We start from the raw sequence: 12,129 nt of genomic DNA, 5'->3' as shown, positions 1-12,129 counted from the left end.
TAGTATGCAAGTATTAAACAGGCAGGAAAGAAGTATTTCCTTTATATGGTTCCTGTTATTTTTTATCATAACAGTCGCCTTGTTTGTGTTAGCCGTATTCTTTAATTACCAGGTACCTGCCAGGGAAAATGCTTCCCTGCGTAAAGAACTGAGTTCATTCAGACAGGAACAGGCCTTCCAGACTGAGTTCCTGCAGAAGCTGGAAAAGGTAAAACATAATCTCGATTCCATTAATCTGCCTAACCAGAACGCCAATTATATGGATCAGGTAATAGCCGCTTCCCTGGCTGATATGCGTAACTCCATTCCCAAAGATGCCGTAACGCATTATGGGCTTTATGATAATATTGTACAGAACTGTTTATCACTGCAACAAACCAAGCAACAACTGCGTGAATTACAAAATGCACAGCAAAGTATTGCTGACCTGAAAATGCAGGTGGCAGACCTGAATGCGAAGGTGGAAAGTAAGAGCAGGGATCTTGATAACTGCAGACAAATGATGTTGCTGAACAGTCGTTCACACTAACTTTGATGGGTATATTGATGATAGATATTTGAATTAAAATTATTTGTTAGGACTCTTGACTATTGAAAAATTTCATCCTATATTTGGGACTTATAAATACATAAATAAATCCTAATTATTTTTTCTTTATTGTAACCTTAAAAATTAACCCACATGTCCTTCAAGGCAAAATTCACAGCAGGCGGTGAAGAGTACAACGTACAGCATGTCGCCTACGATCTCACACAGGAAACAGATGCTACAGGACGCCCATCGGCAATTACCCGTGGCGGACGTATTAAGCTGACGGTAGAATCTACCGGAAAAACAGAACTCTTTGAGTGGATGGTAAACAACTTTGAACGCAAAGATGGTTCCATCACCTTCTACAAAAGAGACACTGATTCCAAACTGAAAACTTTGGAATTTAAAGAAGGTTACCTGGTTAAGTTTGAAGAGTCTTTCGACTACGAAAACAAAAACCCAATGGTCATCTCCTTTACCATTTCAGCCCGTGAAGTTAGCATGGGCAACGCAAAACATGTTAATGAATGGGTGTAATAACTCCTAACATTATTATGCAAAAAGGGCTGTCTCTGAAATTGAGACAGCCCCTTTTTTTTGAATTATTATGCTAATGCCGTTTTTAAACGGTTAGACGTCTGTTAATGAAATTCCGTAAAATTCAAGCATCGATCTGCCATCCCTGGTTTTGATGTCAGTATTTGCCCCGTGATCAATTAATAATTTTATCATTTCGAGGTATCCTTCCCGTTTGTCGCTTATCGCGTACGCCAAAGGCGTATTTCCTGACTGATCAGCTATATCTGTTGGTACGCCGGCATCGATCAGGGTTTGGGCGATATCAATAAATTTATACAAGGCAGCATAGTGAAGCGCTGTCATCCCTCTTCGATCTGCCTTGTTTACATCGACATGATGGGCTATTAGAAAATCGATTATAATCTTTTTGTTTTCAATCACAGCTCGTTGAAGGATGGGGCTACCATCCCGGGCATCGACTGAATTTACGTCGGCGCCATCGGTCACCAGCGTTTTCATTGCTTCAAAATCATCGAGTATAAAAGCCTCCTGCATTTTTTGACGAAATTTCTCACTCATGATGCAGGCATTTTGTTTTCAAAGAATTAAATTTTAACAGCATTTTTTGTGCAGTTTGATGATGGCAGATAAACAAATAGTTTTGGGATTCAACAGCAGCAGTGATACCTTTTCTACTCTGCACTAATCCACTCGCCCTGCTCCGGAATAAGTGCAGACAAGCCTGCAGCGCTTACTTCCGCTCTCAATGCTTCTCTGCTCAGAAAACAATGATTGATGGCGCCCATATGCACCGCCATCACTTTGCTCTGCGCAGGATGTTGAATGGTTTTAATCACATCATTGGCAGTCATCGTAATAGGATCTCCCTGCAGGAATTGTGCAGCGCCGGCATTTACAACTACATAATCCGGTTGGAAAGTATCCATAGCAGTATTCACTTCTTCACACCAGATAGTATCTCCGGCAATATATAAAGTAGTGTGTTCGTCTTGTAACACAAAGCCGGACACAGGCGCCATCATCTTACCGATTTCTCCGGTGCCATGCTGTCCGCCGGTGCGGCTGATAGTGGTATTTTCCCAGTTAACGGACGTGTGAACAGGTATTACCTGCATGAAACCTTGTTCTGTCAATGCTGTTACATCTTCCGGCTGACAAAATACCGGCAGTTGTTTCGGTAAAATAGCCTGCGCGGTAACATCCCAGTGATCCCTGTGACGATGGGTGAGAAGGATCGCATCTAAAGAAGACAGCAGTTGTTTCAGTTCGGATTCGTTCATAGGGAGTTCCGTCATCGGGTTGCGGATGGTATTTGCCGCATTGGGAACGGTATCCAGACTGTCTTTCGCGCCCAGCATAGGGTCAACCAGTATCCGCTTGTTATTCCATTCTAATAGCAATGTAGCGTTGCGTAAAAATTGTATGCGCATGGTGTAGCAAATTTTGAAGAATGGAATAAAGTTATTAATTAATTGCCCACCATATCCATAAAATGTAGAGTGGCTGAAATGCTAACCGGCTCCAGGTATACCAGGGTTTGGCAGGTAGTCCGCCGGGAGCAGGTAATTGTTGTACCGCCACGCGGATATTAGCGGGAAACATGCCCACCAGCAGTATCATTAATCCCCAGCCGGCATAGTATTGTGTGGCAGGAAATAATAAACCTGCTCCCAACAGCATTTCCAGTATGCCGGTAAACAAGATCAGAAAACGCGGGAAGGGAAACCATCCTTCAATCATATAAATGAGTTTGCCGGGCTTCAGCAAATGGAAGAAGCCGATCATCAGAAACATAACGGCAGCGGATATACGTGCATCGAATGACAGTAGCTGCAATGCCGAAACAGAAAAGATATAGCCTATAGCCAGCAGCAAAAGAGCGATACTGCATAAACCGGAAAAGAATGCMATGTGTGTATTTTTTAGAATACAAATGTCATCATCTTCTTCCCAAATGACACTAACAAATGTTAGTTAATCCGGTGTACTCATATTTTTACGGATGCGACTAAGACTTTCGGGCTCGATGCCCAGATAGGAAGCAATTTGTTTAATAGATATGTGCTGTACTACTTCCGGATGTTCCTGCAGTAGCTGCGCATATCTTTCCTGGGCAGTAAACTGAAGGAAGGACAGCTCCCGGTTGTATTTGCTCAGGTATTGGTATTCTGCCATAAGACGACCGATCCGCTCAGACTGATGAGAGCTGGCATATAAGCGGTGCAGGTCGTGATAATAAAAGGCGTAGCCGGTTACCGGTGTTATGGCCTGCAGATTTACCGCAGCCGGCTGCCTCGTAATGAAGGAGGCATAAGAAGTGGTAAAAGCGCCGGGAAAGGCAAAATCCATACTGATATCCTTGCCTTCATGAACAGTGTATACTCTGACAATACCCGTTTCAATAAAGAAAACGGCATTGGCGGTTTTTCCTGCTTCTGAAAGATAATCTCCAGCCAGGAAAGAGACGGGCTGCAGGATGGCCTCAAATTGTTCCCAATGAACCATGGGTTCTTTTAGCAATGCCTGCAGCTGCTCACGAATCTTAGTGGTACCTGACATTAAGTTTTTCTCAGTTGAATGGACTGAACAAAATGATGATGTCCTTTTTCCAGGATCAGGCTTGCGCGATAGCGGGTAGGCGCAATATTTTGTTCCAGGTTAGGTTTGTTGATATCATCCCATATCTGAGTGGCTAATTCCACTGTGGCGGTATCAGAGAGATGAGCATACCGGTGGAAAAAAGATTCGGGATTCTGAAAGGCCGTCATGCGGAGCGATTCAAAGCGGGCGATGTACCATTTGCGGATATCTTTTTCTGCGGCATCCACATAAATACTGAAGTCGAAGAAGTCGGATACGAAAACGGCAGGATCTTTCTGCTGTTGGCGATGACGTACCTGCAACACATTCACGCCCTCTACAATCACAATATCAGGCTGTTCTATCCACTGTAACTGCCCGGGTAATACATCGTACTCAAGATGCGAGTAAAGGGGCGCTGCTACCTTTTCTTTGCCTGATTTTACATCTGCCAGAAAATGGATCAATCTTTTGATATCATAGCTTTCGGGAAAGCCCTTGCGGTTCATGATATTATTGGCATCCAACACTTTGTTGGGATATAGAAAACCATCTGTGGTGACCAGGTCTACTCTTGGATGGTTAGGCCATGCCTGCAAGAGTTTTTGCAATACTCTGGCGGTGGTACTTTTTCCTACGGCCACACTTCCGGCAATGCCAATGATGTAAGGTACTTTGTGTACCTGGCTGCTGAGAAAATTACTGGTAGCGTTATGTAACTGTTGTGAGGCGGTTACATATAAATTCAACAGATGTGCGAGTGGAAGATATACCTGGGTAATTTCTTCCTGTGTGAGTGGTTCGTTCATGCCATGCAGCGCTTCCAGGTCATAGTCCTGCATTTGCAGCAAAGCATCACCGCTTCTTTCTGCCCATTCTTTCCGGGAGAAACTGATATAGGGAGTGTAGCGGTCGCGTTTCAGAGAAGTGGTCATTACAGTGCTTTTTAGCTTTTAGCAGTTAGCTTTTAGCTTTTAGAAAATGCAGCGGAGACTAACATATGATGATATCCGCTGCATTTTCTAAAAGCTAAAAGCTAATGGCTAACAGCTTTATTGTTGTATATAAACAGTCTTTACGTTCAAAAATTCGTGTGTGCCTTCCAGTGATAGTTCGCGTCCATAGCCCGATTGTTTTACGCCACCAAAGGGAAGGCGTGCATCTGAGCGAACCATGGCATTAATAAATACGTTGCCGCTTTCTATTTGTGTAGCCAGCCGGGCAGCTTTATCCAGGTCGCTGGTCCACAGTGCAGCGCCTAAACCAAATTCTGTTTCATTGGCAAGAGCAATGGCATGGGCTTCGTCAGCGGCTTCTATGATAACGGCCAGTGGCCCGAATGTTTCTTCTTTAAATGCTGTCATCTGATTAGTCACCCCTGTCAGCAGGGTGGGAGCAAAGTTACAGCCTTCATGCGTGCCCCCCAACTCTATTCTGGCGCCCTGACTGATACTTTCCTGCAGTTGTCTGGCCAGGTCGTCTGCCAGGTCCGGACGAGCCATAGGTCCCATGGTAGTACTTTCCTGGGTAGGATCACCCTGTTTCAGTTCCCCGATAATGCGTTTTACTGCTGATGTAAAAGCGGGTGCAATTTCTTTTTCCACAATCCAGCGCTTGGCGGCAATGCAGGATTGACCGGCGTTTTGCATGCGCCCCTGTACGGCGGTTTTGGCGGCAGCTTCCAGGTTAGCGTCTTTCAATACGATGAAAGGATCGCTGCCACCCAGTTCCAGCACCGTTTTTTTGATGTACTTGCCCGCCAGTGCTGCCACACTTTTGCCTGCCGGCGTACTGCCGGTGAGGGTAACACCCTGTACACGGGGATCTGCGATGATGGGTTCTATATCTTTGGAAGATACCAGTACAKACTGGAAAGTACCAGCCGGAAAATTGCTTTCCGAAAATAATTTTTCTATAGCGAGTGCGCAACCACTTACGTTACTTGCATGTTTCAGTAAGCCGGTATTGCCTGCGAGTATATTGGGAATAGCAAAACGGAATACCTGCCAATAAGGGAAATTCCATGGCATAATCGCCAGTACGATACCTTTCGATTCATAGGAAACATAGCTTTTATAGGCATCGGAACGGATGGGTTTATGCTGTAACATTTCGGCTATGTTTTCTGCATAATATTCAGCAGAGGTAGCACACTTTAATACTTCTGCTCTTGCTTCTTTCAGCGTTTTACCCATTTCCTGTGTAATCAGTGCTGCATGGATATCTACCTGATCCTTCATGGACTGTGCTACCTGCATCATCCACTGCCTGCGTTGCTCCAGCGGCACTTCCAGTAATTGCCGCCAGGCTTTGTGTCCCAGCTGTAATTTCTGCTCTATCTCTGATGGCGTGTGTGCTGTATATTCAGCAATGGTTTCCTGTGTAAATGGATTGATGCTTGTAAACATACTCTGTAGCTTTTAGTAAATAGTCACACAAATTTACCGTTTTCCACTAAAAGCAAAGTCCTAAAAGCGAATTGCTATCTTTGCATTGCTAAAAAATAAAAGGACTTTATGGCGCTCAGCAGATGGAATATATTGATTATGGCCCTTTGTACAGGGTTGATCGTTGCTAATATTTATTATAGCCAGCCTTTGCTGGTGTTGATGAGTGACGAATTTGGGGTGAGTGAAAGCAACGCAGGACAGGTAACTTTTTTTACGCAGGTAGGCTATGCGCTGGGGTTGTTGTTTTGTGTGCCTTTGGGAGATAAGCTGGAGAGAAAAGGCCAGATAGTAGTAATGACACTGGCTGCTGTGGTAGCCCTCATAGCTGCGGCAAAATCTGTCAATATTACGATGTTGAAAATTACCGGCCTGATGATTGGTTTTACCTCCGTAGTTCCTCAGCTGATATTGCCGCTGGCAGCCAATCTTTCAGATCCTGCCAGTCGTGGTAAAGTGATAGGAACGATCATGAGTGGCTTACTGGTAGGCATATTATTATCGCGTACCCTGAGCGGTGTGGTTGGTCATCACTTCGGCTGGCGTGCCATGTTCTGGATAGCAGCGGGTATCAGCGCACTGCTGGCAGTAATTATGATCACTTCTTTCCCTTCCAGTAAACCTAATTTTAGTGGTACTTACGGTGATCTGATGAAATCATTACTCACACTGATCAAAGAGCAGCCTATGTTAAGGGAGGCTTCTGCCATCAATGCATGTTGCTTTGCTATGTTCGGCATGTTCTGGACTACAGTGGTATTCCTGTTATCTGGTGCTCCCTTTAAGTATACGAGTGAGCAAATAGGACTCATGGGACTCGCTGCCGCTGCAGGTGCGCTGGGCGCTCCGCTGGTAGGACGGATTGCAGATAAAAAAAATCCACGTATAGCCATTGGGTATGGTATCATTTTTTTATTCCTGGGCTACTTCCTGTTTTATGCATTCCAAGCAAATATTATCGGTATCGTCATCGGTATCATTGCCATTGATCTTGGTTTACAGGGCATCCATGTATCCAATCAAACCCGTATCTACACCCTGTTACCGGAAGCAAGGAACCGTTTGAACACGGTGTTTATGACCGCCAGTTTTATTGGTACCTCGCTGGGCTCCGGTATTGGATTGTGGGTGTGGTCAGTAGCGCAATGGAATGGTGTATGCATAGCTGGTACCGCTTTGATTACAGTGGCACTGATCATTTATCTGACTACTTATAAAAAGGCAAAAGGAGTACTCAGCGCTTAACCCGGTTGAGCATCCATATTACGACTAACAGGTAGCCCATCATACAATATAGTGCTACTTTATAAGCCATATAATAGTTACCGGAAGTGCGGKCCAGGTAAAGAAAAATGCCGCCTAATATACTTACGCCCAAAGCAGAAGCAATTTGCTGGATCGTAGAATATACGCCGCTGGCTGCTCCTGCTTTGGTGGCTGGTATATCCCACATTGCTACCTTCAATAAAGACGGCATCAGCAAGCCGGAACCACTGCCATATATGATCAAACAGGGAATAATTTCCCAGGGCGTTATCTCATCTCCCCAAAATAATATTAACTGCCCGATAAAAGAGATGATCATCAACAAACAGGCGACCTGTAATAAGCGGATGCGAAAGCGTGCTGCATTTTTGATGGACCATAAAGAAGCCAGTAGGTAGGAAATGGTTTGCAGCACGAAGTATTTGCCTGCCGTGAAAGGAGATATGTGAAAGCCATTCTGGAAATAGATAGACACCGTAAAAATATAAGCGGTATTTACCCCAAAGAAAAATAATACACTAATGATGCCGGTATTAAAACTCCGGATACGAAAGAGTTCCATCGGGACCAGCGGATCGCGTTGTTGTTTGCCTAACCTGTATTGATATCCTACAAAAATAACCAGCAGTATTACTGCTGCTATTAACATGCCTATTGTCCATAACGGCCAGCCCAGCTCGGTACCCTGTATAATAGGGTATATCAGGAGAGATAATGCCAGTGTAAGCAAAATGATGCCCGGCACATCAAAGCGGGTAGATTTATTTTGCTCAGATTCCTGCACAAAATAATAAGCAAGTATCATGGCCATGATGCCTACCGGCAGGTTGACCAGGAAGATTAAACGCCAGCCATCTGTGATCAGGTGAGAAGAAATGAAGTACCCACCCAGAAATTGCCCGATGGTAGCACCTGTGCCCAGTGATATCCCGTATAGCCCATATGCTTTGTCCCTGTCTGCTGGCGAATGGAAGTTCAGTTGGATCAGCGTAATGGTTTGCGGTACAGTAAACGCGGCAGCCATACCTTGTAACAACCGGGAGATGATGAGCATTTCCATGGAGCCGGCAAAGCCACACATGGCGGAGGTGATGGTGAATGCTGCCAGTCCGGCAATAAACACCTTTTTCTTGCCGAGGTAATCGCCGGTGCGGCTGCCGGTAATCAGGAATACGGCGTATCCCAGCAAATAAGAAGCTATCACCAGTTCCAGGGCAGCATCAGTGCTGTGAAAATAGGCTTTGATGGCCGGCGCGCTGATGTTAACGATGAAGATGTCTATCACCGTGATCAGTGGTGCCAGCAGGATGACAGCCAGAGATAACCATGGGTTTACAACTGGCTGAGCGATATATACAGACTGGTCTGTTTTCATTTAGGTAAAATTTTTGACTTGCTTAGATGATTGTTGAATAATTGTTAATGATGGATCGCGGTTGGGGGACTCGGCCTTACAAAGTGGTCAGCAGTTTTAGCACTACTTTCTTGGTATTTTCCATTGGCTTAGCGGACTTTTGCGTATATCCTTGCAGGCCGGCACCTTCGTAAAGGTTCAGTAGCATATCTGTCATCTCATTTAATTCATCCGCAGGAAATGGATCTTTTATCACCTGTAATTGTTCTGCTATAAATGATCGCAGGCTTTGGGTATGTGTTTGTACCTGGAGGAGCGCATCTTCATTGAGTCCAGGTAATTCATAGGCGATACGAATAAAGGCGCAACCTTTGAATTGATTGCTTTGCATGTGTTGCAGGCGGTATTCATACAGTCCCAACAGCTTTTCCTTGCCTGGTGTCATATCTTCCAGGAATTGTGTTCGCTCCTCTTGTCTGCTGAGCCGGGTTCTCAAGAGATATTCTGTCAGCAACGCCTCTTTGGACGGAAAATGCTGATACAGACTGGCTTTGGCGATACCAGCTTCTTCAATGATCTGGTTAATGCCAGTGGCCAGGTAGCCCTGTTTGTAAAACAACTCGCTGGCAGTATTTAAAATCCTTTCTTTGGCGCCCTGTTCTTTCATGAGGCAATATTAGGTATTATTTTACAAACAGACAAGTCTGTATAGTTAATAGCTGTTAGCTTTTAGCAGTTAGCTTTTAGTAAATGCAGCGGAGAGGACATATTATGTTTTATGTGAAAATGCAACGGAGATTAAGTACCAGACTTAATCTCCGTTGCATTTTTTGCTAAATGGAATTAGCTAACAGCCAATGGCTGTACAAATTATTGTCTTCGCTGCATTTACTAAAAGCTAACTGCTAAAAGCTAATAGCTAGTCAACCTTCGTAATTTTCAGCATATTTGTTGGTAAGTGTTGTTTCACGGGCGTGCTACCGGTATTAACGGCTACATCACCTGTTTTAATGAAACCTCTTTCTTTCAGGATGTTGATCTGATCGAAAACGATATCATCGAGACTTTCTTCTTCTTCGTAGTAGAAAGCGCGAACACCCCAGCTGAGGCTCAGCTGATTTACCAGTGATCTTTCTTTGGTAAAGATAAAGAGTGGGCTGCGTGGGCGGTAGCTACTCAGCATAAAGCCGGTGTAGCCGCTCTGGGTCATACCAATGAGGGCATCTGCATCCAGGTCTTCCGCAATTTTACATGCATTGTAGCACAGTGCATCGCTGAGGAAGGTAGGAGAGTGACGGTGAGGGATCAGGTTACGGTTGTAGATGATCGCTTCTTTTTCCACTTCCTGGATGATTTTGTTCATAGTTTGGATCACCAGTTCAGGGAACATACCAGTAGCCGTTTCACCGCTGAGCATTACCGCATCTGCACCTTCCAGTACTGCGTTAGCAACGTCGGTAATTTCACTACGGTTAGGACGGGTGCGGTCCATCATGCTTTCCATCATTTGTGTAGCCACAATAACGGGTTTCGCACGGTGAATACACTTGCGGATGATGTCTTTCTGGATCATCGGGATCTGCTCTACCGGCAGTTCTACACCGAGGTCACCGCGGGCAATCATCACGCCATCGCTTTCCCAGATAATTTCTTTCAGGTTCTGGATCGCTTCTGGTTTCTCAATTTTAGAGATCACCTTCATTTTAGAATTGCGTGCCTCCAGACGTTTGCGCAATACAGCGAGATCTTTTACGCTTCTTACGAAAGACAATGCCACCCAGTCACATTCGTGATCAATGATGAATTCCAGATCCACAATATCTTTATCTGTCAGTGCTGGCAGAGATATTTTGGTATCTGGCAGGTTGAAGCCTTTTTTGGAAGATAATACACCTGGTAAGGAAACTTCTGCTTTGATTTCGCCGCTGGCAGTGATTTCTTTTACTACTGTTTCAATTTTACCGTCGTCCAGCAAAATTTTCTGGCCAACTCTAAGATCTTTGTACAGGTCGGGATAGGAAACGTAAATTTTTTCCATGTTGCCTACCAGCTTCTCGTTCACGAAAGTGAGGATATCACCTTTCTTCAACGGCAGGGCATTGTTTTCGATTTCACCTACACGGAGCTTCGGACCCTGTAAATCGGCCAGGATAGCTACGGTGTAAGGTTCGGTTTTGTTGATTTGACGGATATATTCAATGATCCTCGCTTTGTCTTCATGAGATCCATGAGAAAAGTTGAGGCGGAATACGTTAACACCAGCTTTTACCAATGTCAGCAGTCCATCATAGGTATCACACGCAGGCCCTACGGTAGCCACGATTTTTGTTTTGTGCGAAGAGTGTTCTCTACCCGCAGCATTATCCATCTGCTTGTGATAGTATTTCGAAAGATCCTTTGTACTCATAAGTCTAATTTTTTAACTCGCAAGAATTTTAACAATCTTAAACCATTCGGGGTCAATTTCCTGTTTGGCTTTAACAGCTTTATCAAGAGGGGTGTAATGGATCTTGTCGTTGACAACACCAATCATTACATTGTGGATGCCTTCGAGGAGGGCATCTACGGCAGCATAGCCCAGGCGGCTGGCCAGAATACGATCTGTGCAGGTGGGAGCGCCACCACGCTGAATATGCCCGAGGATACTTACCCGGGTATCCAGCTGAGGGCACCTTTCTTTAATAATGCGACCAACTTCTGTAGCACCGCCGGTTTCATCACCTTCGGCTACTACAATCAGATTAACCAGTTTTCTGCGGCGTTCGTTCGCTTGCAGCTCTTCGATAATGTCATTTACTTCTGTTTTGCGTTCAGGCAGCAATATGTGCTCCGCACCGGTGGAAATGCCGCTGTGTAATGCAATGTAACCAGCGTCACGGCCCATTACTTCGATTACAAATAAACGGTCATGCGCATCCGCTGTGTCCCTGATTTTGTCTATCGCTTCTACTGCTGTATTCACAGCCGTGTCAAAACCAATAGTGGAATCAGTCCCTGCAATGTCCTTGTCAATAGTACCAGGCAAGCCTATACACGGAATGTCAAATTCCTGGCTGAACTTTTGCGCACCATTGAACGAGCCGTCTCCACCAATTACTACGAGCCCGTCAATGTTGTGTTTTTTCAGATTTTCGTAAGCCATTTTTCGCCCTTCATATTCATAGAACTCTTTGCACCGGGCGGTCTTCAATATGGTGCCTCCGCGCTGTATGATGTTGGCTACAGATTTGGACTCCATCGGGAAAATTTCGTTCTTCAACATTCCCCTATAGCCGTACATAATGCCATACACATTCAGCTGATGATAAATGCCCGTTCTTACAACTGCACGAACTGCGGCGTTCATGCCAGGAGCATCTCCTCCCGATGTAAGGACTGCAATGTTGTTCAGTTTTTTCATATAAATTGCT

Annotated in this window: 13 protein-coding genes; 3 read left to right on the top strand and 10 right to left on the bottom strand. The window is 44.8% G+C overall.

Annotated elements, in window-relative coordinates; genetic code table 11:
• Positions 1-4 precede the first annotated feature (4 nt).
• Together tssO and tssD are read left to right on the top strand one after the other, a co-directional pair.
• Entirely contained in the window at positions 5-529 is a 525-nt protein-coding gene (tssO, locus tag AC1DCV_RS25970; protein ID WP_477025904.1) for a type VI secretion system TssO, read from the top strand.
• Positions 530-682: 153 nt separating this feature from the next.
• On the top strand, positions 683-1,069 hold the full coding sequence (gene tssD, locus AC1DCV_RS25965) for a type VI secretion system tube protein TssD (protein ID WP_441574615.1): 387 nt from the start codon (positions 683-685) through the stop codon (positions 1,067-1,069).
• 93 nt (positions 1,070-1,162) lie between these two features.
• Here tssD and AC1DCV_RS25960 read toward each other — a convergent pair whose 3' ends face one another.
• From AC1DCV_RS25960 to AC1DCV_RS25935, 6 genes are all read right to left on the bottom strand, one after another.
• Positions 1,163-1,630 (bottom strand): ankyrin repeat domain-containing protein, encoded by a 468-nt coding sequence (locus AC1DCV_RS25960; RefSeq protein ID WP_477025903.1) that lies wholly within the window; start codon positions 1,628-1,630, stop codon positions 1,163-1,165.
• A 113-nt stretch (positions 1,631-1,743) separates the two neighbouring features.
• A complete protein-coding gene (locus AC1DCV_RS25955) occupies positions 1,744-2,502 on the bottom strand; it encodes an MBL fold metallo-hydrolase (RefSeq protein ID WP_477025902.1) in 759 nt (252 codons plus the stop codon).
• 34 nt (positions 2,503-2,536) lie between these two features.
• A complete protein-coding gene (locus tag AC1DCV_RS25950; RefSeq protein WP_477025901.1) occupies positions 2,537-2,866 on the bottom strand; it encodes a DoxX family protein in 330 nt (109 codons plus the stop codon).
• Between the two features lie 180 nt (positions 2,867-3,046).
• Positions 3,047-3,631, bottom strand: coding sequence for a Crp/Fnr family transcriptional regulator (locus tag AC1DCV_RS25945; protein WP_477025900.1), 585 nt, complete (start codon positions 3,629-3,631; stop codon positions 3,047-3,049).
• The gene (gene coaA / locus AC1DCV_RS25940; RefSeq protein WP_441574610.1) at positions 3,631-4,587 is read right to left on the bottom strand and encodes a type I pantothenate kinase; all 957 of its coding nucleotides are present in this window, start codon (positions 4,585-4,587) and stop codon (positions 3,631-3,633) included. The genes AC1DCV_RS25945 and coaA overlap by 1 nt, the downstream gene beginning before the upstream one ends.
• Before the next feature lie 117 nt (positions 4,588-4,704).
• Positions 4,705-6,060, bottom strand: a complete 1,356-nt coding sequence (locus AC1DCV_RS25935) for an NAD-dependent succinate-semialdehyde dehydrogenase (protein WP_477025899.1) — start codon at positions 6,058-6,060, stop codon at positions 4,705-4,707.
• 108 nt (positions 6,061-6,168) lie between these two features.
• Between AC1DCV_RS25935 and AC1DCV_RS25930 the strand changes: the two genes are divergently transcribed.
• On the top strand, positions 6,169-7,344 hold the full coding sequence (locus AC1DCV_RS25930) for an MFS transporter (protein ID WP_477025898.1): 1,176 nt from the start codon (positions 6,169-6,171) through the stop codon (positions 7,342-7,344).
• Here AC1DCV_RS25930 and AC1DCV_RS25925 read toward each other — a convergent pair.
• The 4 genes from AC1DCV_RS25925 to pfkA all read right to left on the bottom strand — a co-directional run bounded on the left by AC1DCV_RS25925 (position 7,334) and on the right by pfkA (position 12,119).
• Positions 7,334-8,740, bottom strand: a complete 1,407-nt coding sequence (locus tag AC1DCV_RS25925; RefSeq protein WP_477025897.1) for an MFS transporter — start codon at positions 8,738-8,740, stop codon at positions 7,334-7,336. The two genes, AC1DCV_RS25930 and AC1DCV_RS25925, sit on opposite strands and share 11 nt — an antisense overlap.
• A gap of 76 nt (positions 8,741-8,816) precedes the next feature.
• Positions 8,817-9,386 (bottom strand): TetR/AcrR family transcriptional regulator, encoded by a 570-nt coding sequence (locus tag AC1DCV_RS25920; RefSeq protein WP_477025896.1) that lies wholly within the window; start codon positions 9,384-9,386, stop codon positions 8,817-8,819.
• A 252-nt stretch (positions 9,387-9,638) separates the two neighbouring features.
• Positions 9,639-11,126, bottom strand: a complete 1,488-nt coding sequence (gene pyk / locus AC1DCV_RS25915; protein ID WP_441574605.1) for a pyruvate kinase — start codon at positions 11,124-11,126, stop codon at positions 9,639-9,641.
• Positions 11,127-11,138: 12 nt separating this feature from the next.
• Positions 11,139-12,119, bottom strand: coding sequence for a 6-phosphofructokinase (gene pfkA / locus AC1DCV_RS25910; protein WP_079468763.1), 981 nt, complete (start codon positions 12,117-12,119; stop codon positions 11,139-11,141).
• Positions 12,120-12,129 lie beyond the last annotated feature (10 nt).

It is taken from the genome of Chitinophaga sp. 10T418 (genome assembly GCF_056394125.1).
This window is presented reverse-complemented; position numbering and strand designations above follow the sequence as displayed.